26 protein-coding genes are annotated in these 21,487 nt (G+C 38.0%); 9 read left to right on the top strand and 17 right to left on the bottom strand.

Translation table 11 applies throughout. The annotated features are described in order from the left end of the window. Nucleotides 1-15 precede the first annotated feature (15 nt). The 3 genes from I5J82_RS03435 to I5J82_RS03425 form a co-directional block, all read right to left on the bottom strand. The gene (locus I5J82_RS03435) at nucleotides 16-2,109 is read right to left on the bottom strand and encodes an amylo-alpha-1,6-glucosidase (RefSeq protein ID WP_198766671.1); all 2,094 of its coding nucleotides are present in this window, start codon (nucleotides 2,107-2,109) and stop codon (nucleotides 16-18) included. A 74-nt stretch (nucleotides 2,110-2,183) separates the two neighbouring features. Continuing rightward, the gene (locus I5J82_RS03430; RefSeq protein WP_198766670.1) at nucleotides 2,184-3,200 is read right to left on the bottom strand and encodes a LacI family DNA-binding transcriptional regulator; all 1,017 of its coding nucleotides are present in this window, start codon (nucleotides 3,198-3,200) and stop codon (nucleotides 2,184-2,186) included. Nucleotides 3,201-3,340: 140 nt separating this feature from the next. Beyond that, nucleotides 3,341-3,679 (bottom strand): LapA family protein, encoded by a 339-nt coding sequence (locus tag I5J82_RS03425; RefSeq protein WP_198766669.1) that lies wholly within the window; start codon nucleotides 3,677-3,679, stop codon nucleotides 3,341-3,343. A gap of 125 nt (nucleotides 3,680-3,804) precedes the next feature. On the opposite strand from I5J82_RS03425, the gene I5J82_RS03420 reads away from it, so the two are divergent. Then, nucleotides 3,805-4,482, top strand: a complete 678-nt coding sequence (locus I5J82_RS03420; protein WP_198766668.1) for a haloacid dehalogenase type II — start codon at nucleotides 3,805-3,807, stop codon at nucleotides 4,480-4,482. A 9-nt stretch (nucleotides 4,483-4,491) separates the two neighbouring features. Here I5J82_RS03420 and I5J82_RS03415 read toward each other — a convergent pair whose 3' ends face one another. The 5 genes from I5J82_RS03415 to I5J82_RS03395 all read right to left on the bottom strand — a co-directional run bounded on the left by I5J82_RS03415 (nucleotide 4,492) and on the right by I5J82_RS03395 (nucleotide 7,642). Further along, the gene (locus I5J82_RS03415; protein ID WP_198766667.1) at nucleotides 4,492-4,677 is read right to left on the bottom strand and encodes a hypothetical protein; all 186 of its coding nucleotides are present in this window, start codon (nucleotides 4,675-4,677) and stop codon (nucleotides 4,492-4,494) included. 29 nt (nucleotides 4,678-4,706) lie between these two features. Next, nucleotides 4,707-5,270 (bottom strand): hypothetical protein, encoded by a 564-nt coding sequence (locus I5J82_RS03410; protein ID WP_198766666.1) that lies wholly within the window; start codon nucleotides 5,268-5,270, stop codon nucleotides 4,707-4,709. Then, on the bottom strand, nucleotides 5,263-5,898 hold the full coding sequence (locus I5J82_RS03405; RefSeq protein WP_198766665.1) for a hypothetical protein: 636 nt from the start codon (nucleotides 5,896-5,898) through the stop codon (nucleotides 5,263-5,265). The genes I5J82_RS03410 and I5J82_RS03405 overlap by 8 nt, the downstream gene beginning before the upstream one ends. Nucleotides 5,899-6,075: 177 nt before the next feature. After that, complete coding sequence (locus I5J82_RS03400; RefSeq protein WP_198766664.1) at nucleotides 6,076-6,990, bottom strand: CobW family GTP-binding protein; 915 nt, start codon at nucleotides 6,988-6,990, stop codon at nucleotides 6,076-6,078. A 73-nt stretch (nucleotides 6,991-7,063) separates the two neighbouring features. After that, the gene (locus I5J82_RS03395) at nucleotides 7,064-7,642 is read right to left on the bottom strand and encodes a thioredoxin family protein (RefSeq protein ID WP_231607455.1); all 579 of its coding nucleotides are present in this window, start codon (nucleotides 7,640-7,642) and stop codon (nucleotides 7,064-7,066) included. A gap of 425 nt (nucleotides 7,643-8,067) precedes the next feature. Between I5J82_RS03395 and I5J82_RS03390 the strand changes: the two genes are divergently transcribed. Next, nucleotides 8,068-8,574: a cupin domain-containing protein gene (locus I5J82_RS03390; protein ID WP_313957528.1), complete on the top strand. Its 507-nt coding sequence runs from the start codon at nucleotides 8,068-8,070 to the stop codon at nucleotides 8,572-8,574. Between the two features lie 45 nt (nucleotides 8,575-8,619). Here I5J82_RS03390 and I5J82_RS03385 read toward each other — a convergent pair whose 3' ends face one another. The 4 genes from I5J82_RS03385 to I5J82_RS03370 all read right to left on the bottom strand — a co-directional run bounded on the left by I5J82_RS03385 (nucleotide 8,620) and on the right by I5J82_RS03370 (nucleotide 12,607). Next, on the bottom strand, nucleotides 8,620-9,723 hold the full coding sequence (locus I5J82_RS03385; RefSeq protein WP_198766663.1) for an MBL fold metallo-hydrolase: 1,104 nt from the start codon (nucleotides 9,721-9,723) through the stop codon (nucleotides 8,620-8,622). Between the two features lie 152 nt (nucleotides 9,724-9,875). Next, nucleotides 9,876-10,046, bottom strand: a complete 171-nt coding sequence (locus I5J82_RS03380) for a hypothetical protein (protein ID WP_153238849.1) — start codon at nucleotides 10,044-10,046, stop codon at nucleotides 9,876-9,878. A 41-nt stretch (nucleotides 10,047-10,087) separates the two neighbouring features. Further along, nucleotides 10,088-11,089, bottom strand: coding sequence for a S8 family peptidase (locus I5J82_RS03375; protein WP_198766662.1), 1,002 nt, complete (start codon nucleotides 11,087-11,089; stop codon nucleotides 10,088-10,090). Between the two features lie 357 nt (nucleotides 11,090-11,446). Next, on the bottom strand, nucleotides 11,447-12,607 hold the full coding sequence (locus I5J82_RS03370; RefSeq protein WP_198766661.1) for a S8 family peptidase: 1,161 nt from the start codon (nucleotides 12,605-12,607) through the stop codon (nucleotides 11,447-11,449). A gap of 306 nt (nucleotides 12,608-12,913) precedes the next feature. Between I5J82_RS03370 and I5J82_RS03365 the strand changes: the two genes are divergently transcribed. After that, nucleotides 12,914-13,408, top strand: a complete 495-nt coding sequence (locus I5J82_RS03365) for a peroxiredoxin family protein (RefSeq protein ID WP_198766660.1) — start codon at nucleotides 12,914-12,916, stop codon at nucleotides 13,406-13,408. A gap of 74 nt (nucleotides 13,409-13,482) precedes the next feature. Here the strand turns inward: I5J82_RS03365 and I5J82_RS03360 are convergent, their stop codons facing one another. Next, entirely contained in the window at nucleotides 13,483-13,935 is a 453-nt protein-coding gene (locus I5J82_RS03360; RefSeq protein WP_198766659.1) for a PaaI family thioesterase, read from the bottom strand. A gap of 135 nt (nucleotides 13,936-14,070) precedes the next feature. Here I5J82_RS03360 and I5J82_RS03355 point away from each other — a divergent pair, with 135 nt between their 5' ends. From I5J82_RS03355 to I5J82_RS03340, 4 genes are all read left to right on the top strand, one after another. Continuing rightward, nucleotides 14,071-14,502 (top strand): DUF4395 domain-containing protein, encoded by a 432-nt coding sequence (locus I5J82_RS03355; protein WP_198766658.1) that lies wholly within the window; start codon nucleotides 14,071-14,073, stop codon nucleotides 14,500-14,502. A gap of 411 nt (nucleotides 14,503-14,913) precedes the next feature. Next, nucleotides 14,914-15,642: an ABC transporter ATP-binding protein gene (locus tag I5J82_RS03350; RefSeq protein WP_198766657.1), complete on the top strand. Its 729-nt coding sequence runs from the start codon at nucleotides 14,914-14,916 to the stop codon at nucleotides 15,640-15,642. Continuing rightward, nucleotides 15,632-16,669: an ABC transporter permease gene (locus I5J82_RS03345; protein WP_198766656.1), complete on the top strand. Its 1,038-nt coding sequence runs from the start codon at nucleotides 15,632-15,634 to the stop codon at nucleotides 16,667-16,669. The genes I5J82_RS03350 and I5J82_RS03345 overlap by 11 nt, the downstream gene beginning before the upstream one ends. 72 nt (nucleotides 16,670-16,741) lie before the next feature. Continuing rightward, nucleotides 16,742-17,398, top strand: a complete 657-nt coding sequence (locus I5J82_RS03340) for a TetR/AcrR family transcriptional regulator (RefSeq protein WP_198766655.1) — start codon at nucleotides 16,742-16,744, stop codon at nucleotides 17,396-17,398. A 41-nt stretch (nucleotides 17,399-17,439) separates the two neighbouring features. Here I5J82_RS03340 and I5J82_RS03335 read toward each other — a convergent pair whose 3' ends face one another. From I5J82_RS03335 to I5J82_RS03325, 3 genes are all read right to left on the bottom strand, one after another. Then, nucleotides 17,440-17,580 carry a hypothetical protein gene (locus I5J82_RS03335; protein ID WP_198766654.1) on the bottom strand — a complete coding sequence of 47 codons (141 nt, stop codon included), beginning with the start codon at nucleotides 17,578-17,580 and terminating at the stop codon, nucleotides 17,440-17,442. Between the two features lie 81 nt (nucleotides 17,581-17,661). Next, nucleotides 17,662-17,949: a hypothetical protein gene (locus I5J82_RS03330; RefSeq protein WP_198766653.1), complete on the bottom strand. Its 288-nt coding sequence runs from the start codon at nucleotides 17,947-17,949 to the stop codon at nucleotides 17,662-17,664. Then, nucleotides 17,946-18,380: a VOC family protein gene (locus I5J82_RS03325; protein ID WP_198766652.1), complete on the bottom strand. Its 435-nt coding sequence runs from the start codon at nucleotides 18,378-18,380 to the stop codon at nucleotides 17,946-17,948. Before I5J82_RS03325 ends, I5J82_RS03330 begins: the two co-directional genes overlap by 4 nt. Nucleotides 18,381-18,520: 140 nt before the next feature. On the opposite strand from I5J82_RS03325, the gene I5J82_RS03320 reads away from it, so the two are divergent. Then, the gene (locus tag I5J82_RS03320) at nucleotides 18,521-18,889 is read left to right on the top strand and encodes a glyoxalase superfamily protein (RefSeq protein WP_198766651.1); all 369 of its coding nucleotides are present in this window, start codon (nucleotides 18,521-18,523) and stop codon (nucleotides 18,887-18,889) included. Between the two features lie 65 nt (nucleotides 18,890-18,954). Here the strand turns inward: I5J82_RS03320 and I5J82_RS03315 are convergent, their stop codons facing one another. Then, nucleotides 18,955-20,112: an acyl-CoA dehydrogenase family protein gene (locus I5J82_RS03315; protein ID WP_198766650.1), complete on the bottom strand. Its 1,158-nt coding sequence runs from the start codon at nucleotides 20,110-20,112 to the stop codon at nucleotides 18,955-18,957. Between the two features lie 312 nt (nucleotides 20,113-20,424). Here I5J82_RS03315 and I5J82_RS03310 point away from each other — a divergent pair, with 312 nt between their 5' ends. Further along, nucleotides 20,425-21,480: a hypothetical protein gene (locus I5J82_RS03310; RefSeq protein WP_198766649.1), complete on the top strand. Its 1,056-nt coding sequence runs from the start codon at nucleotides 20,425-20,427 to the stop codon at nucleotides 21,478-21,480. Nucleotides 21,481-21,487: the final 7 nt, after the last annotated feature.

Genomic DNA, 21,487 nt, shown 5'->3' with positions numbered 1-21,487 from the left:
GGTGAACGAACCACTCTATTTTTGGATTACTTCATATCCTGTTGTATTCTCTTTAATCTCTACTGTTGTTTCTTCAGCCTCACGTCGAACGTGAACGGAAAGATGTCCTTCTCCGACCTTAATCTTATCTACTTTAAGCTCATTCATCTCCTCCAACAGTTGAGGAGACAGGTGAATGACTTTGTTTAAACTATCAGGAAATAATCCAAGAATCGTTTGGATGAATACTAATGGTGTTCCAGCAGCCCAAGCTTGTGGTGAACATGCGACCGGGTAATTTACTGCTTTACCTTTTTTAGAACCATATCCACAGAAAAGCTCTGGCAGCCTGTCATATTCAAAGTGACTAGCAGCAGTAATCAATCCTGAAATCACAGTGTTTGCATCACTCTGATGATTGACCTTACTCATACCAAGCAGGATCATACTGTTGTCGTGCGGCCATATGCTTCCATCGTGATAGCTCATCGGGTTGTAACCCGCTTCTCCTTCTGCCATCGTTCGAATACCATAACCGGAGAAAAAGCTAGGCGAAACAAGTTTTTCTATCACCTTACTTGCTTTAGGACCGTCCAACATCTCTGCAAAAAGAACATGCCCCGGATTGGTCGTTAATGTCCCTACCTGTTTTTTATCCTTATCTAACGCGATCGCGTGAAACTCTTGATCTTCCATCCAGAATTTCTCGTCGTACAATTTCTTTAGCTTTTCTGCATCATGACGAAGTCTGTTTGCTTCTTCCACTTTTCCTTGCACTTCAAAAATAGCCGCTATACCGATTTTGGCTTGATAGACATAACCTTGAACCTCAGATAGCGCTATTGGTGTTTCAGCATAATCTCCGTTTCGATGGACGATCGAATCTCCAGAATCCTTCCAGCCTTGGTTCGCGATTCCTTTACTCGATTCTTGATGATATTCCACAAATCCATCACCATCCTGGTCACCATATTCGTCGATCCAATTTAGTGCTGCATCTACATTCGACTTCAGCTGCTCTACTAGAGATAAGTCACCTGTCCATTTTGTGTATTCAGATAAAAGAACCAAAAACAGAGGTGTTGCATCAATCGTTCCGTAATAAGGCGTAAAAGGAACTTGATTTGTAGAAGCTAGTTCTCCGTATCGGATCTCGTGCATGATCTTGCCAGGTTGTTCATCACGCCAAGGATCTACTTTCGTACCTTGTTGAGAAGCCATGGTTAATAAAGTACCTTTTGCTATTTCAGGATTAAAAGCAAGCATCTGAAGCGCTGCGATCAAACTGTCTCTTCCGAAAGGAACACCAAACCAAGGTAATCCTGCTACTGGGAACGCTCCATGTCCAATGTCCGTTAACAATACGCGAAGATCCATAATGCCTCTGTCGACAAGTCTTTGAAGAGGCTTATAATCTGTTTGAACTTTTGTTGTATCTCTTTCCCATTCTTTGTATGAAGTCTTTAGCAGTTGAAGCGCTTTCTCCGGATCTATAACTGTACCTGATTTCCCGTCTATTTCTGGAGTTACAGAAAACGTAACCGTTTCGACCTCACCGTGATTCAAATGAAAATCAAATGCGATAGAGCCGTCTTTATCAACCGACTTTGCATCTCGATCCCATTGTACTCTTGTCGCACGTTCAACATCGTCTGCACCCTTGTAAAAATAATCGAACGAGTTCTCTGTAACTTTTTCGCCTGTTCTTCTTCCAATCTCACCATATTGAAAACCGCGAATTATAAACATGTCTGTAAAATCAGCATCAACATGAACACTAATTTCAAAATCTACAGGCTTTGGATAATAGCTTTTCAGTTTAAGTGTTTCATATAAAACTCCATCATAAATTAAGCGCTTTCTTTCAATCTCAACAGATTCTCTCCATAGAATGAGTTTTCCGTCCTCTTCCATGTGAGGGTTGGTTAGCAGGATTTCAGCTTCATAATTCTCATCCGCTGATGAGGAAAGAAGTATAGGATCTTTACCGTTTATTTTAATATCGAACTTGCTTAGAAACCGGGTGTCTTTCGTATATAGCCCTAGTCCATAATCATTCTCTTTCGGAATATTACCTTTGTCATCAGTTAAAAAAAATAGGTCGTTTTCTTTGATTACACGGTAGTTCATTTGCTAAATCCTCCTGATTTTTATAAGTAAGGGTGTTTCCAAAACGTTTTCGGTCTTGGTCTAAGTAAAAACCACTATCTGTGGTTTTCGGTTGTTGATTCTCTTTTGATGAAAGCCGTTTGGAGAACTTTATTCTTTTCAACTTCCTTTCCTTCTAGCAGTTTCGTTAGAAGTGTCGTTGCTTCAAACCCTAATCTATAGCGGTCTTGTGCGATTGTAGATAGAGATGGCGATGAATAAGAGGAAAGGATAATGTTGTCATAACCAACAACAGATAAATCTTCTGGAAGTTTTTTTCCCAACTTTTTAGCGGCTCTCATAGCCCCCATCGCCATTAGATCACTGGCACAAAACAACGCCGTAATCTCAGGGTGTTTTCTTAATAGTTTGGTTGTTTCAAGTTCTGCCGATTCTTCTAAAAAAGCACCGTTTACAACATAATTTTCATTATAGGAAATTCCTTTTTTCTTCAATCCTCCTTGATAACCTGCTAAACGTTCCCGGCTGACAAAAGCTTGACTATGCCCATTAATCATCGCAATGTTTTTATGCCCCAAATCAACGAGATGCTCTACCGCTGTTTGTGCCCCACCTTTGTTGTCGGTTGTAACATATCCAACAGAATCACTTTCAATCGGTATATCGATAAGAATACAAGGAATATCGCTTTTTAGTACCTCATCCAAGTACGGGTCATCCGTTTTAATGCCTTGTAGGATCACCCCTTCTACTTTTCTTTCATTGCACAGCTGGTTATACGTTTTTTCTTGTTGTTTTTTGGAATCTGTACTGATCAATACAAGTTCGTATCCAAGTTCACCAGCGCAATCATTCACGCCGCAGAGTACTTCAAAGGTAAAATTGTCTTTACTTCCTTCAATTCGAAGTCCGGATACGAGCAATCCAATGGTTTTCGTCTTTTTCATTACAAGACTTCGAGCTAATAAACTAGGACTATAATTAAGTTCTTGAGCGATCACCTTAATTTTTTCTCTTGTTTTTTCGTTTACATCAGAGTAGCCGTTCAACGCTCTGGAAACCGTTGTTACAGACACTCCTGCTTTTTTAGCAACATCTCTTATTGTAGCCATTCGTTATCCTCCAAAACGTTTTGGAACTGATTAGTAGTTATCTTAACGCTTTTTGATATCGCTTTCAAGTATTAGTTTTATAACATGCAAAAAACCCTGAGAGTAATCTTTCAAGACTACTTTCAGGGTTTCTTTTGCATCTACTTGTTTTCTTCTTCTTTTTCATGAGGAACTTCTTCTGTTGGAGTTACAGGTTCAGAAGTATGTTCAGCAACAGGTTCTTCTTTCCAAGATTCTTTTTCATTATGAATCTGGTGCAGCTTTTTCACTTGTCGCTGCAGTTGAATTACTTTAATCAGACCAAATAGTCCGACTGATAGGCCACCGATTACGGCTGATCCTAAAATGACGAGTACTAATGGCCAGTTGGCAGTTCCAAAGAGGTAGTTGATTTCTACATCACCAACATTTATGACCGCGAACGTTGCTATGATTAGTGCGAAGATAAAACCAAATAACAGATACAATTGCATTTTCATTTTTATCACCTCATTGTTATCTATTCCCTCAATGAAAGGGAAATTCACCTAAATTTTTACGAAATTTTTATGAAAGTTAAGCTGCTTTGATTTCGGGTATCCTTGTATTATAAGGAGGTGCTTCATTGACGATTAAAGCTTTTGTTTATGACGCATACGGAACACTTTTTAATGTACATTCCGTTACTGAAAAAGCCCAGTTTCATTTTAAAGGACATGGTAAATCGATCAGTGAAGAATGGCGAAAAAAACAAGTAGAGTACTTCATGCTTCACCAGCTAACTGGAACATACATTCCATTTTCCGAAATCACTCGCAATGCTCTTTTATATACTTTAAAAAAATTCTCTTTACAATGCAACGAAGAAGCACTTGATTCTTTAATGGATGCTTATCTAGAACTCCAAGTCTATGAAGAAGTTCCTGACACTCTTCATAAAATTCAACAAATTAATATTAAGCAAGTTATTTTTTCTAATGGAACTTATAAAATGCTAAAGCCATTAGTTAAAAAAAGAGAACTAACAGATGTAATAGATCTACTTTCGATTGAGGATGTTCAACAATATAAACCTGCACCTGCTGCCTATCAGTATGCTCAGGAGACGTTAGCTGTAAACCGGGAAGAAATTTTATTCATGAGTTCTAACTTCTGGGACATCACCGGTGCAGCAGCATATGGATTTAAGACCGCATGGGTCAATCGAGGAAATCTACCATTAGATGTTTTAGGTATTAAACCTGATTATATTTTTTCCTCTCTTAAAGATCTTGAGAACGAAAAAGAGCTGCACTCCTTATGAGTGCAGCTCTTATCTATTTTTTGTTTGGTTCCTAGAATTAACAATATAATCTGGTATCAAAAGAGTACCGATGAAGAATAAACTACCCCCACCTATCCGAATGATCCTCTCATGTTCAGAACCTATCGTTAAAGAAATTATCATGATTAGTGCTCCAATAATTACGAATGTAATCCCAAGATATCGATATTTCATTGTAATCTCCCTCAGATTGATTTTTTTAGTTAGTTTAGAAACTTCATAATGAATGACTTTTTGTCTTGCAATTCTTTTTCTTGTTTTTCAGTGGTAGGTATTTGCTCTCTTTCCACATTGCGAATTTTTGGTTCTGCTTTGGATTCAGAATAGTTAATGTGAGTTACAAACCATCCTTTATCCTCTTTCTTTATACGAACCCATACATCTTTTTGACAATCTGCACAGGATTCCATTTTGTAGTAGTGAAGTCTGTAAATATATTCCTTACTGTTTATACGATATTCAAACTGATCTAACTCTTTAAATGAGTATGTAGGTTGTTCTTCTTTAATAGTTTCTGAAATAATATCCACGTATTTCATTTTTTCCGAATCGGAGAGTAATGTATATTGCATTGATTCATTATTTATTAACTTTGCCTCTCCCCACTGTCTAGCAATTCCTTGTGTCTCAACACTTTGATCATCTATATCTACAACAAAAACGACCAGAAGACAAACGATCAAGAAAGTAAATATCATACGAAATGCATAGGTTGATCTCTTATCTTCTTTTAATTCCAATTTAAATTTAATTTTGTCTTCATTCATTTCGTACTCCAGGCTTCCTTTTATTAATCTCCACACTCACAACGGTTTTCCATGTTTCAGGTTTATGACACATCATAGCAGGAGTTAAATAGATTTCTTTATAACTACTTTTTAGCGAAAGGCTCTCTTCTTCGGCGAAATTCATTATCTCTTCCAGGGTTTCAATTGAGTTTCGATAGTGACCTCTATGTAACTTTTGAACACAAGTGAGCGACTCATTAGAAATGAGTTGTAGTGTTGGAAACTTCTTTCCTAATCTCTTTTCAACGTGAAAACATGCTTCTTCAAATAATTCTTTAGTTATACAATCAGGGACTTGCATCATTTGAGTTGTAATTGACCTACTGACATTTTTCTCATGCCAAAGAATCTCATGCGGCATTAAAGTAAATTTGTAACTTAACTTATTTTTCGTTAAATATTTCAGCTGATTTACGACTTTCCAGACGATCCATTGCTCATCAATTGGTTCTGGCCTACCTGCCCAATCCATGCGATAGGATGTGGTCATCTCTTGCGAAACGTACTTCATAGCTGGTATCACACGAACTGCCACTGGCCCTGGCTTCATTTTATAGATGTCAGAATGAATGTTTCGGTGGTCATGAGTCATTAACTTTGTTGTCATCATGATACCTCCTTCATTAAGGATTGGAAAATAATGATAATTAAAGAATAGCATAAAATAAACTGAATTTCTTTACAAAGGAGAGATTACAGTGAACAAAAAGAGGTTAATTGGATTAGGATTATAAAAAGCAGAAAAAAAACACTTGCAACCCCGATGTCACAAGTGTTTTCTTTATTAACTTTCGATTTCAACTTCACTCAGCCCTCTTGTTAACTGATCAGGGTCAAGGTCTTCTCCAATAAAAACAAGTCTTAGCGGCATCTTCATCAATTCTTTTTCGTAAGTAGGCAAGCCATAAGAGTACTGAAAAAGATAAATTTGATTTTCTAACTGAATATACCCTTTGATTCTGTAGATCGATGAGGGTACATTTCTCAGCCAGTTTTCAAACAACTCTTTATTAACAGGTCCTTTAAACGAATAAATAAAAGTTTTGACATTCAATTTATCTGCGGAAATAGACTGGTGATCTGATCGCTTTTTTACGGAAAGTGAAAAAAGTTGAGACAGTTCTACCTTCGCAAAATCTGTTAACACAAATGGAGTGCCTTCATTCAACCTTGATGCGTCACTCGTAAGCATCATCTTCTCTTTCTCCGTCAAACCGCTTGTTTTGTTCCACACGATATAATCTGCGTGCTTAACCTGCTCAAGCATGAGCATTCTAGCCTGAACATTCATACTCTCTCGTTCTAGCCATCGAGGTGCATCCATGATTGAAATGATACCTGCTATCTGTAAGTCGTCGATTAGATAAGGTGACAAACAGGCATCAAGTACATCAATCGGATGAGCGACACCTGTTGCTTCAATAATTAACGTATCAAGCTCATTCTCTTTACATAGTCCCCAAAGCTGTTTTTCAAGTTGATCCGATAAAGAACAGCATATACAGCCGTTGAGAAGCTCTTTAAGCGGAACATCTTCTGGAACAGAATCAGAATCGATCGAAACTTTCCCAATCTCATTCATTAATACAGCTGTTTTATGCTTTTGTTCTTTTTCATATGACAGCAGCTGTTTGAGCAATGTCGTTTTTCCGCTTCCTAAAAATCCAGCTAGAATAATAACATTCGCTTTCTTTTTCATCTTACACCTCGAACTTCTTTTTTATAGATCTCATCAATTTCTCTATTTTAACACAAACAAAAAAACAGCCGTTTTACAGGCTGTTAACATTTAGTTTAGCTAATAATTTTTTTATAATATCAAGGCTTACTTCTTCCCAAAGGGCATGGTCAGTCGTAAACAAACTAGAGATTCGATCAGCAAAAAGCTTGAAGGCTTTTTCGTAACGTGGATCCTCTTTTGAAGGTATCTTCTTTTTGCGCTCTTCAACAATTTGCTGCAATTTCGGAGCACGTGGGCCCCACTTTACAACTTCTTTTCCCTTCTCATCAATAAAGATAATGATAGGAATTGATTTTGCTTTTGCTGTTAAGTATCGATCCATTAATTCCGGATGCTGGTCGCGTAAGATAAAGCGGATATCAATAAGTGCTTCATCTGCCATGCGCATAAAAACAGGAAGATTCAACATCGCATCACCACACCAATCTTCGGTAATCACGATCGCTCTCAACCGGTTTTTTTGGATGCCTTGCAACGCATCTTTCATAGGTTCAGGTAGCACGAATGAATTATATATCGTCAGCAAGTTTTCCTTGTGTGTTTTCATTGAATGGATATATGCATAGCGCGTCATGCCTTTATCAAACCATGTATTGAGGTCAGTCATCATCCTGTGTTCCTCCCTGTTTATCTTGTATTCTTATTTTAACCAAACAAGGGGGAGTTGTGGCAACGAAAATGCCTTACATTTATTTTTTTAGTTCTTTTAACCTGCTCTGAGCTTTTTCTGGAGTTGGGAAACAGCGAATAAAAGCAGGTATCTCTCATTCGGCGTTAACCGGAGCCAGTCCTTCGCTTTGTACTTCATACTGATTTCCACCTTTCACTAACATTTATCATGCCGTAACTATCTAATACCTCTTTTCACATAAAAGAAAACTTTTTTTCACACATAAGTTTTCGTCATTTAATGAGGAATTTCGCATTATTACTCGTAATTTCTTTTTTCTCCTATACTATTTCTCGAAAGAAGAAGGGTTTCTTTTCATAAAAATAAGGGAATGGATACGAAAACAGGGGAGGGGTTAAGTGGTTATGAAAATGCTGAGTGAAGATGTTAAAACTTTGTTTTTTACAGACGATGGGACGATTCCGAATCATCCTTCCTGGCCCGTTTTGTTATACGTAGGAAAATTAAAAGAACCTCAGGATGCATTAGACGTTTTTGAGCAAAACGGCTGGAGTAATGGTTGGAAGAATGGTGTCTTTGATTATCATCATTATCATAGCAATACTCATGAAGTTCTAGGTGTTATGAGCGGTGAGGCGGTTCTCCTACTTGGAGGAGAAGATGGCGTTTCTGTTACTGTTTCAAAAGGGGATGTTATCGTGCTCCCTGCCGGTACCGGACATAAATGTATCGGATCCAGCACTGATTTTAAAGTAGCTGGAGCATACCCGAATGGAATGGACCACAACCTTAAAAAAGGTGAACCTGATGATCGACCAGCTGTATTAGATGATATTATGCTCGTTCCATTACCTGATAGAGATCCTCTCTTTGGAAGTGATGGCCCACTGTTGGAGTTGTGGAAAAGTTAAAGAATACATGTAGAGAGTGCCCTCCACAGTGAAGAGCACTCTTTTTTATCTATTCTTATTCTCTCTCCACCACGTCGAGCTAGATAAAAACTCTGAGCCAAGAGTAACTGTCTCACCAATCTGAGGCGTACATATTTGAACATTGGATAATATTGCAGCATTTACCGCCCGTTCTACAGGATCTGTCCAATCATGCAGTGATAGCGTAAAAGCACCCCAATGAATAGGAAGCATGACTTTGCCACTTACATCAAGGTGAGCTTGTACTGTTTCTTCAGGCATCATATGTATCGCAGCCCACTTCTCATGATATTGTCCACATTCCATTAAAGTGAGGTCAAAAGGTCCATACCGTTTCCCAATCTCTTTAAAGTGTGGTCCATATCCACTGTCCCCACTAAAATAAATGTTCGAATCCTTTCCTTGTATAATCCAAGAACACCAAAGGGTAGAATTACGATCCGATATGCTTCTTCCTGAAAAATGTCGTGCGGGGGAGCAGACTAATGAAATTCCTGAAAACTGTATCTCATCCCACCAGTTACATTCTTTTATGCGGTCTGGTTCCACTCCCCACCGCTTTAAATGTCCAGCAACGCCAAGCGGGACTGCAAAATTTTTCACTTTATGTTTAAGTTGTTTGATGGTTTCATAATCCAGATGGTCATAATGATCATGTGACAAAACCACTAGATCCACTTGGGGAAGTTCTTCAATTTTAAAAGGCAGTTCTTTGCTATAACGCTTGTTTCCAAACCAAGGAACAGGCGACGGCGCGGAGCCGAACATAGGATCGATTAGTATGCGTTTTCCGTCCATCTCTATCAATAATGCTGAATGTCCAAACCAAGTTACTCTTGTTTCTTGATTTGCTTCTTCAGGTAACTGAAACAAGTTTATAGGAATTGCTTTCTTAGGCTGACGATTAGGGTTTCCACTTAAAAATTCTTTTAATACAGGGAGCATAGAACGTAGATCCGTTGTCATCACGGTTTCTATCTGATTAGTAAAAACACCATCATTATAGTTTTTTATTGTTTCATACGTGTTCACCTCTTGTTTTGAGGGCTTCTTACCAAAAACAGGATGAATCATCATAAATAAAAAAACAGCTGTTACGATTACAAGTAGAAAGCCTAATAAAACCATAGTTACGTTCCTCTCTATTTTACAGTAGTGCTCATATATTACTCCTTTTCAAATCATAGAAGCAACTTTCTAGTTGGTTACTTACGACAAAAAAGCTGATTCATGTGAATATACTAGATCTCACAAAATCAGCTTTTAATCAATCTATTCATTTAAGCACTTTCCTTTTCCTTTTTCTTCACTGCTTTCTTTCGCTTTCTTTTCTTTTTCTTTTGAAGCTCTTCTTCTTTTGCTCTGTTCTTTGCACGTCTTCTCATCTCTTCATAAATTCTAATACAAAGAGTTGCAAAGCTGATCAACAACGCAATAATTTTATACGCCATCCCCATACACGCCCTTTCTTCCTAAGAAACGGGGCAAATATTTATGATTCTGACTCTTTCGCTGCAGCCGTTTCAATAGGAGTTCTCATCGCTCTTAAATTCTCCTGATCGCAAACTGCTTTTTCTTGTGCATTTAATACTAACAAACCATTTCCTTCTGCTTTCTTTGTTAGTCCGATACTTAACGTATTTTTTACTAATTGAGCATAGACCTCTGCTTCTGAAAGTTCACGACCAAACAATTTTTCTTCTCGTTCAATCAGTAATGCAGCTGCTCCCGATACATGAGGCGTCGCCATAGAAGTTCCAGATAACTTTGCATATTTATTTCCTGGATAAGTAGAAACAACATCAACGCCCGGAGCAACCAGGTCAATCTCATCATTGGTGTTTGAAAACGGAGCAAGTTTCATTTTAGCATCCACTGCACCTACTTGAACGACTTCTTTATACGCGCCGGGATAAGCATGCTCATTCGTATTTTCCTTATTATCCCCTTCGTTACCTGCTGCACAGACTACAAGCACATCTTCCAATACGGCTCTTTGAATCGCTTCATGTAGCTCAGGTACATCTGTCGGTCCACCAAGTGACATAGAGATCACACGCACTCTCTCGCCATTTTCCCCTCTCCATTTAACGGAGTAGTCAATAGCATCGATGATTCCTTGATACGATCCGCCTCCATCTTTTCCAAGAACTCTACAGATTAAGAGTTTCACATCTGGTGCTACACCCGCTACACCGGCATTGTTTAAAGTAGCTGCGATCGTACCTGCCACATGTGTCCCATGATAATGCGCATCTTGATAATCATCTTCATCCCCATCTACAAAATTCCGACCACCAACGATTCGTTCAGCAAGCTCCGGATGGCTTGCATCACATCCGGTATCTAGTACGGCAACAACCACACTCTGTCCTTTTTCACCTTCTCGCCAAAACGCCGGTGCATTAATCATCTCGACTCCGTATGGAATCTCTTCTTTTGATTCTTCAATGACCTCTTCAAGAACAAATGGAATTAAACAGACTTCACTCATTATCTTTACCTCCTTTTTATTTAAAAAGAATGTTTTGTAAAGAAAGTGACGCTAGGATATACAAGGGGAATTGATGAACCTCCTTTCTTATAGATTTTAATACTAGTAAGAAAAAAGATTCTAGTTGAGGATTTATATTACTATTCTACCAAATTGTTAAAAGTTACCACAAGTCCTGTATTTAAAATGAGCTATTAAGTCTACATCGACATTTTATGCAATGCGAACATATGTCCTTATCCTTAAATTCCAACACCATTCGACAAGATTTACTAGTTCTATCAAACTATTGCAAACAAAAAACTTCCAAGACTAGAACAGATCTAGCCTTGGAAGTTTGTAAGCGTAAAGAATAGATTAGTAGCGAACTGCGTCTGCCGCGTTTACACGACCTTTAGAGTAGTAAGATCCTGTTCCTGAGATAGGATCTGCTGTGTTCTCGATAGCAGCACGGATGTTAGAAGCACTTCTTCCTTGTGAAGCAAGCAATCCTGCGATACCTGCTACAAGAGGACAAGCCATAGATGTACCAGACATGTAAGCATATCCGCCATTACGTACAGTAGAAGCGATGTCTACACCAGGAGCGGCTACATCAACCCAAGATCCATAGTTAGAGAAAGAAGCGCGAAGGTCATTGCGGTCAGTTGCAGCTACTGCAATGGCACCTGAATAGTATGCTGGATAGCTAGGTGCTGAAGTGTTTTCGTTACCTGCTGCGGCAACTACAACTACTCCTTTAGAAACCGCATAGTTTACTGCGTTTTGTAATGAAGTTGCAGATCCAGGTCCGCCAAGGCTAAGTGAAACTACTTTTGCTCCGTTATCTACAGCGTGGTAGATTCCGTTCGCAACATCATCAAGAGATCCGCTTCCGTTCGCATCAAGTACACGTACAGCATAGATAGATACGTTTGGTGCCATTCCTGCGATACCTCTAGCATTATTCGTTGCAGCTGCTGCGATACCAGCAGCATGTGTTCCATGATCGTTCAGATCCATTGGATCCCAATCGTCACTTACATAGTCATATCCTTTAATAACTTTACCAGCTAGATCAGGGTGATTGTAATCGACTCCTGTATCAATGATTGCAATTTTTGTAGTAGATGAACCGCGTGTGATGTCCCAAGCTGATTGAGCACTTACTTTTTGAGGTGCATATTGTACTCCATTTGAGAAGTACGTGTCATTTGGAGTCCAGCTCGCATGGTATGTATAGTTTGGCTCTGCATACTCTACATCTCCACTCGCTTCATATTCTGCAATGGCTGCTTCTACGTTTCCATCTTTAACTTTAATTACATGAAACTTAGAGCCTTTTTCTTTTACTTCATCTTTTCCTTTTACTGCTAGAGATTTTACTTTTGACTCTGACACGTTGTCTTTAAATTTTACGATAATTTCTTGAGGTGTAACGTTTGCTTTCACCGCTGTGCTTTTTGCAGCTGCCGCTGGTGTTGCAAGAGAAACTACTAAAGGTAAAACCGCTGCCATCGTGGCAATCTTCTTAATCATTTACTTCACTCCTCTAATTTGGTGTTGAACTACAATTTCTAATATAGAGGCCAATTTACAGAAAATAAAGAAGAATTTTACTATTCTAACAAAAACAAATATAAACTACTAATTTTTAAAAGTTTTAACTTAAAATAGGAATAAAGTCATCGATTAGGTTTTCATTTTATTACTTCTTTCCTCATCTGGACGTAGATATGACCTAGTATGAAGAGTGATTTTTCAAGAATTAAAAAGCTTAAGAGTTTAAAATTTTCTGCAAGAGGAATAGCTAAAGAAGAAACTTATCTTTGGAGGGATGTTCACATGTTACAAATAGGAGACACAGCACCTGACTTTACTATTAAATCCGAATCCGGAGAATCTTTCTCCTTTCACAGCCACCTTGAAAAAGATGACCGTTTTCACTTACTCGTCTTTTTCCGCGGAGAATGGTGTCCAGTATGTAACGATCAGCTGAAAGAATTAGAGCAAAATATTGAAACGTTCAAAGAATTGAACACCCACATCATCGCGATTTCTACTGATGAAGAACAAAATCTAAAGAAGATGAAGGACAAACACTCCCTTTCTTTTCCGGTTTTTAGTGATACAGACCGTGTTGCGGGAGAACCATATGGTGTCCAATATCATAACGGAAAACTATATGACGATCATGGTGAACATGGAGAACCAGCTTTATTTTTAGTAGATGATCAAAAAAGAATTGTCTATTTTGATATTCAAACAGGACCTTTTGGAAGACCTACTGCAGAAGATTTAAGAAAGACAATCAAATATATTAAAAAAACGTTAAGATAATAAAAGAAAACGACGAAGTGAGGCAGCACTAACCTCACTTCGTCGTCTTTTGTCTTCAGGTTTATGAATCCCACTTAACCTTCTTCTCTCCCTACAAAATATTCATTCTTCCGGTAAGATAAAGCACTTACATGAGCAACTAGCTCTCTATCATTTTCTACTCTTACTTCATACCAAGAAGTCCTATGATTACGTTTAATCTCTATGGCTCTGGCAGTTATTTTATCACCACTTTGACAAGCAGCTAGATATCCAATATTTACAGAAAGCCCTACTGATGTTTTACCATAAGAATTACATGCTACAGCAAAGACAAAGTCAGCAATAGCAAATAATGCAGCACCATGTGCTGTACCATGAGCATTAAGCATATTTTCAGAGATTGTCATTTGTGCTTCTGCCGTTCCTGGACCAACCTCCGTTAATACAATACCTAACCATTGAGCGAAGGTATCATTCTTGAGCTTTTCCTCAATCTCCTCTGCATACTGAAAATGCACATCACGATCGTCTCTTTGTATCTTCATTTTTCTCACCTCGCTATAAGACATTCTTGTTACAACAATAATCCCCTTCTTCCTTTCATTAGAATTAGCACTTCACATTCCTCTCGATTACATTTACAATAAGATAACTAAACCCATGAGAAAGGTCGGATTTATATGTCTAACTCTCCCATTTCTATTCCTAGACCTTTAGTTCGAACAAATCAGTGGTTCATTTTTTTATCTACTGTAGCAACTTGGCTTTCTGGTCAATCATGGCTCTTATTACTTCCTTTAATCGCTGGACTTCTTGGAATGTGCTTTGATTACAATCCTGTAATGAGAGTTGCTAAATTATTCTTGAAAAAGAACCCTTCCGAATACATTCCAGAAGATAAAGACCAGCAGCAGTTTAATCAACTGATTGCGATCTCACTACTTGCTGTTGGATTTTTAAGTTATTTAATGGGCTGGAGTACTATAACTTGGATTGCTACTATCATGGTTGCAACAGCTTCGTTCGTAGCCATACTTGGCTTTTGTATTGGTTGCTATATAAGGTTCAAATGGCAGCAATTTCGTTATAAAAGAACTCAAGACTCTAACTAGAAAACATAAATAGAACCATTCGCCTTTGCCTGCGAATGGTTCTTTCAATTATTTTATCGCTCCAAATATAAAGCTTTGTCTAGAATGAGGTAATTATCAAATACAGACTCGATAACTTTAACCTCAGAAAGGCAAAACTTTTCTAAAAATAATTTCATTTCCTCAATTCGTGCCAGCCTATCGCAAATCGTTGAAGTTCCATTTGCATTTAAACTTCCATTTCGCCATTTATCATACTTTAAATATGACACCTTATAATGCTCTAAAAAGTATACTTCAACTCAGGTATCCTCCATAATAATCAGGTCGAAAAAAATGAGTGAGTACTCACTTGACATTTATCGGTGAAATTGCATATGATGATTGTAAATGAGTGAGTACTCACTTTTAAATAAAACAAGGAGGCTTCATATGTCATCTATTATTCAAGTAACGAACGTTTCTAAGAACTATCGATCTCATCAAGTTTTGAAGAACATTGATCTAACTGTGAACAAAAAGGAAATCTATGGATTATTGGGTCCTTCAGGAGCTGGGAAAACAACACTTGTTAAGATGATTGCAGGAATTGAAACCCCTACATCTGGCAGTATAAACGTACTTGATTCTTCAATGCCTAATCTTCACACGATGACACACATAGGATTTATGGCTCAATCTGACGCTCTTTACGGAGAATTAAGTGGAAAGGAAAACCTCGAATTCTTTTCATCAATTTATAGTTTAAAAGGACAAAAACAAAAAGATCGGATCAATCAGGTTTCAGAACTAGTAAAGCTATCAAACTTTCTACAAAAGCCTGTTAATCAATATTCTGGGGGCATGAAACGCAGATTATCTTTAGCTGCTGCACTCTTACATGAACCAAAGATTCTTATTCTTGATGAACCTACAGTAGGAATAGATCCCGTTCTTAGGCAGTCTATTTGGGATGAACTGTATAAGTTAAGCAAGAGTGGTACAACGATTCTAGTCACAACACATGTAATGGACGAAGCAGAAAAATGCGGCCAGCTGGGAATGCTTCGTGATGGAAAAGTAATCGCATCTGGCTCACCAAAAGAATTAAAAGATAATACTTCGAGCGCTTCAATCGAAGAAGCATTTCTTTATTATGGAGGTGTTCATCATGAGAATTAAGGCACTAGTGATCCGGATAATCAGACAGTTCGTGCGTGACAAACGTACCCTTGCGATGATGTTCATTGCCCCTCTTCTCATCTTGACGCTAGTAAACCTCGTTTTTTCTAGCAATGACTATGATCCAAAGATAGGCGTTGTCAGTGATCAACAAATGGTTGTAGACAAACTGAAATCATCAGATAAAGCCTTCACCGTTTATCAAAACCGTTCCGAAGCTCATCGAGATTTAAAAGAAGAAAAACTTGATGCTGTACTTGTAGTTGATTTCCCCTCCACTACTATTACTCTTGAAGGAAGCAATCCTACAGCAAACGAAGTTTCTATAATGACTATTCAAAAATCGATGAAAACAATTCCAGCAAAAGACATTGAAAATACAGAAGTTAATTCAGAAATTGAATATTTGCATGGTTCAGCTGATATGGAGACTTTTGACTATATCGGTCCTTTCTTAATCGGATTCTTTATTTTCTTTTTCGTTTTTTTAATTTCAGGTGTTTCATTTCTACGCGAAAGAACGACAGGAACACTTGAACGACTGCTCGCTACTCCGATGCGACGATGGGAAATGGTAGTTGGATATGTATTAGGTTTTGGCATTTTCACTATTTTACAATCTGCCATTATTGTTTCGTTTGCCATCTATGTTCTCGATATCATGATGGCAGGGTCTCTTTGGTTAGTGATTTTGATTACACTGATGCTTGCTATTACAGCCCTTTCACTCGGAACATTGCTTTCTGCTTTTGCAACAAATGAATTGCAGATGATTCAATTCATTCCACTCGTCGTTGTGCCGCAAGTGTTTTTCTCTGGCTTGTTCACCATTGAAACGATGGCAGATTGGCTTCAGCCTTTGAGCTTTATTATGCCATTAACATACGGAGGAGAAGCGATTCGGGATATCATGATTCAAGGTGACGGTTGGGAAGAAATTTATGGAAACGTGCTTGTGCTCCTCGGGTTCTCCCTTTTATTTATGATATTAAACGTACTTGCATTGAAAAAACACCGCAGACTATAATTAAGCGTTTGTACTACCTATCAATAGTGTCTATAATGAAGAAAATGTACGTTTTTAAAAGGAGTAGCTTTAATGTCCAATTCAGAGTGGATCAACGACCTAATTAACGATAACGAAGCCCCTACGATGAGTGATAAACAGCAGAAAATCCTAGAAGCAGCCATAGATACTTTTTCAGAAAAGGGATATGCTGCTTCTTCTACAAGTGAGATCGCAAAAAAAGCCGGAGTTGCTGAAGGCACGATTTTTCGTCACTTTAAAACGAAAAAAGAGCTGTTGCTTGCTATCGTTACACCAACAGTAGCAAAATTTGTAGCTCCCTTTTTTATCAAGTCCTTCGCAAAAGAGGTATTTGAGAATGAATATGAGCACTATGAAGACTTTATAAGAGTGATTGCTAAGAACCGGCTTGAGTTTGTTCGCAAGCAGTTTCCTGTCTTAAAAATCTTTATTCAAGAGATCGCTTTTCATGATGAATTACGCGAGCCGTTTCAAAAGCTTTTCACTCAACATGTGTATCAAAAATTCAAGAAGATCATCGAGCATTTCCAAGAAAAAGGGGAGATCGTTTCTCTTCCTCCAGAAACAATCATGCGCATGACTGCATCAAGTATCATTGGTTATATACTCCCACGCTTTCTTCTCTTCTCTGATAAAGAATGGGATGATGAAAAAGAAATTGATCAAATTGTGGCTTTTATTATGTACGGCCTTACAGGAAAACGATAACGAACAAACAGAACCCGATTTCCATGGAAACGGGTTTTGTTTTATTCTACTAAGATTTGTGGTTCGGGGGTAAAGTGAGAAAGTTGAATAGTAGGATCAGTTGTTGTGGGTGACATCACCTTAGCGGCGGGACTAATAGCAATGAATAAACAAATGATGATAAATACATTCACTTTCTTCATACACTCACCTCCCACTCTACATTTATTATCTTTATTGCTCTTTAAGATTTACAGTATACATTACCCGATATTCTCACATTCTCAAGCCTGTTTTTTTGGTGTGATCGGTTTTAATGTACTTTTTTCACTTAATAGAATGACGAACAAACAAACAGCAAGTATTAAAAAAATCACGCCAGATCCCATAAACCCATTAGCATAGGACGGTATATCTACTGAAGGAACGCTCTCATTAATTTCTATTCCTAAAAAATACACGCCAATGCCGTCACCATCCACCTTGGTTTCAGCAGCAGTCCTTAAATTTAGTCCGTGCGTTAACAATAAGATACCTAAGATAGAAAAAAAGATTCCTATTATCCATCTCATCTTTCTATCTCTGAAACAGCTTGATTTTGTAACGCTTTATACGTCGGACTTAGCACACTCCAAACATCAAAACGGTTCCCATCCAGATCAGAAAAAACGAAATTCTTACCGATATGTCCACGATCTTCAATATCCCCTGTTTGTATGCCCTGATCTCTAAATTCAGCATGCAAGTTATACAGTGCTTCCTTTCCGTCAACTTCAAACGTTAAGAAAAATCTTGTACTTCCTCTATAGTCAGTAAAGTTTGAGGTCTCACCTTCTCGTGATCTCACTAAGAAAAAACTTTGTTCTGCTAGATTAAGTATGGCTTTTTCGTCATCACAATAGTTAATCGTTGCACCAAGCTTTTCTGCATACCATTTAGCGGAAAGATCAACATGCAAAACAGGCACATAGGTCGTACCAACACGGACTAGTCTTTCATTCAAGAATATCCCCTCCTTATGAAATGGATTAATTTTATATAAAAATTCTTCTATTAAAAGAAAAATCCTCCTTGCAAACAAGGGAACTCATCATATGTAAGAGAAATAGTACGATAACAAAGTAACTGGAGAGTGAATACTTCATGAATCAATATCAAATAAAAAACACAATTCCTGTCCTTCGAATATTTGATGAAGATAAAGCAAGAGAATTCTACCTAGACTTTCTTGGATTTTCGTTAGATTGGGAACATCGTTACGAAGACGATTTTCCGATCTATATGCAGGTTTCCCTAGGGCACTGTTCATTACATCTGTCTGAGCATCATGGTGATTCGAGTCCTGGAATTAAAATAAGGATACACGTTGAAGGAATTGAAGCATATCATCAATTTTTGGCTAAAAAAAAATATAAGTATGCTAGACCCGGATTGGAAGAGGCACATGGGTTTAAAGAAGTTAGAGTGGGTGATCCGTTCGGAAACGAGTTTTGTTTTGTAGAGAAGATTTAATTACTATTGCCTGATTAAGCAAACGAACAAAAAGACACCTCGAGTTAGGTGTCTTTCTTGATGATTTATTCCAATGCTCTTTTTGCTAGCGTACTAATAACGATATCATCCATCGGCGGATTATGAAGTCCTGCTCTAACATCCCGGTAATGCCTTTGTAACGGGCTAGACATAGCTAAACTTCTTGCTCCAACAATCCTCATAGCTAGATCAACCACTCTTGCTGCCGCATTCGTTACGACGTGTTTTACTGCCATTAATTCTGAACCCATTTGCATTCTATAATGAGGTTCGTCTACCCATCTTTGAGCAACACTGTATAATATCTCCCTTGCATGGAAGAGCTCTAGCTCCATCTCACCAACTTTTCTTTGCACTTCTGGTACTTCTCCAATCGGTCCTGGGAGACTATTTGGTTGATATGTTTTTGCAAAGTGAACAGCTTCGTTTCGTGCTGCAACCGCAATACCGATGTAACACGCTGGTATATGAAGAAGCCACGCTTTTGGCAGTTCGCTTTTGCCTCGATCTTGTTCGACTAAAGCACTCTTTTCAACTTTTACATCCTTCATGATCAGATCATCACTTCGGGTTCCACGCATCGCTACTGTATCCCATGTTTCTTCAATTGATACACCTTCGGATTTCATAGAGATCATGAAATTCCCTTTCTTACCCGTTTCTCCGATTTGTGCTGAAACAATTGCATAATCAAGTGCAGGTGCCATAGAAGTGAAGGTTTTTCTTCCATTAATAATCCACTGGTCACCCCTCTTAAATGCTGTTGTTTGCGGCATTCCTCCACGCGTAGGACTTCCTGTTGCTGGTTCCGTTGCTGCCCGGTTCACTAACACTTGATCATGCACTACTTTTTCACAAAGCATCTTCAACATTTCTTCATCCCATGTTCGTTCCTCAGCTAGTTCTAAAAAACAGCCTAGATGCCATCCGAGACACAATGCAGTAGCTGCATCGCCGGTTGCAATCCTTTCTTGCAATAGAACAAATTCATACAAATTTAGCCCTTCTCCACCAAATTCAATGGGAATGGTTAAAGATAGGTATCCCGCTTTTTTTAATTCAGCTACATTTTCAAATGGAAATTCACTTTTTTGATCATATGTGTCCGCTCTCTTAGCAAATCCACCTGCTAGAATATCAATCTTATCAAACCAATTTCGCAATTTCTTTGATTTTATATACGTTTCATATAAATAATCCACCCGACCCAATCCCTTCTTAACAAATCAGAACACTATGGTTTTAAAATATAGTTTATAGGTTTTCCATAAAAAACGGCAAGGTATAAGTCCCATATTTCCCCTTTGACATCTTCCTGACACATTATTCCTTCATAATCACAATATGAAATAGCTTGTTTTAGAAGAATATAGACTCAGTTGAATGTTCAATATATTTTTTAATTTTTTTTATTTTCATCTTCTCCTGACATTATGCTGACACGTTCACTGGTTACATTATTGATACAAGAAAAAAACACAGCATTATAGAATTTAATTTAGGAGGAACATTCAATGAAAAAGAAAGCAATCGGATTTACAATCGCAGGTGCATTACTAGTTGGTGGATATACGACAACTTCTCTTGCAGCAGATAATAATCGTCCTGGTTCAGATTCCGCACTAGAAAAACGGGAGATGAAAGGCAAAGGGTTTGGGCATTTCGGAGGTTTCTTTAAAGTGAACTCAGAAGAATTGATTAAAAAAGCAAAAGAATTTGGAATATCGACAAGTGGGAAAGATGCTGAAACGCTCATGAAGGAAATTCGTGACGCAACAATCAAAAAGGAAGCAAAGGATTTAGGCATTAAGACTTCTGGTAAAGAGATTGAAACGCTTACGGAAGAAGTGCAGTTAGCTAAACTACAGGAAAAAGCGAAAGAGCTTGGCATCTCAACAAAAAATAAAGATGCTGCAGCTCTACACGATGAAATCCACCTTGCAAAACTTAAAAAAGAAGCGAAAGAACTAGGTGTTGCGACTAATGGCAAAGATTCACAAACACTAAGACAGGACATTAAACAAGCCACCCTCAATAAGAAAGCAAAAGAACTTGGCATCTCAACAGATGGCAAGGATCTACAAATACTTCAGCAGGAAGTAATGACTGCAGCTATTAAAAATGAAGCGAAAACGTTAGGTATTTCTATAGACGGTAAAGATATACGTGAAGTAGCTCAAGAAGTTGCAAGTGCAAAAGTAAAGACTGAAGCTAAGAAACTTAACATTACCATTGATGGAAAAATGATTCCTGAGATCGCGTTTGAAGTAAGAGAAAAGAAGATTAAGAACTTAGCAACAGAGCTAGGCATTTCTACTAAAAACAAATCAACGCGTGATTTGATTGAAGCAATTGATAAGAAAGATGCAGATAAACTTGAAGCTTTGAATGACGATGATTTCTTCTCTCTAATGCGTAAAGGTAAGAGGGGATTCGGACAAGGTGGGCATCATGGCGGAGGAAAACATCATGAAGATAGTCAGCGCTTCAAAGATGAAGCTCCTGCTTCTTCAAACAATGAGATGCAACCACAAATAAACGAGCAAGCCGAGTTTGGAAGCGACATATAAAGGTTAA

Source organism: Fictibacillus halophilus (assembly GCF_016401385.1).
GTDB classification, from domain to species: domain Bacteria; phylum Bacillota; class Bacilli; order Bacillales; family Fictibacillaceae; genus Fictibacillus; species Fictibacillus halophilus.
This window is presented reverse-complemented; position numbering and strand designations above follow the sequence as displayed.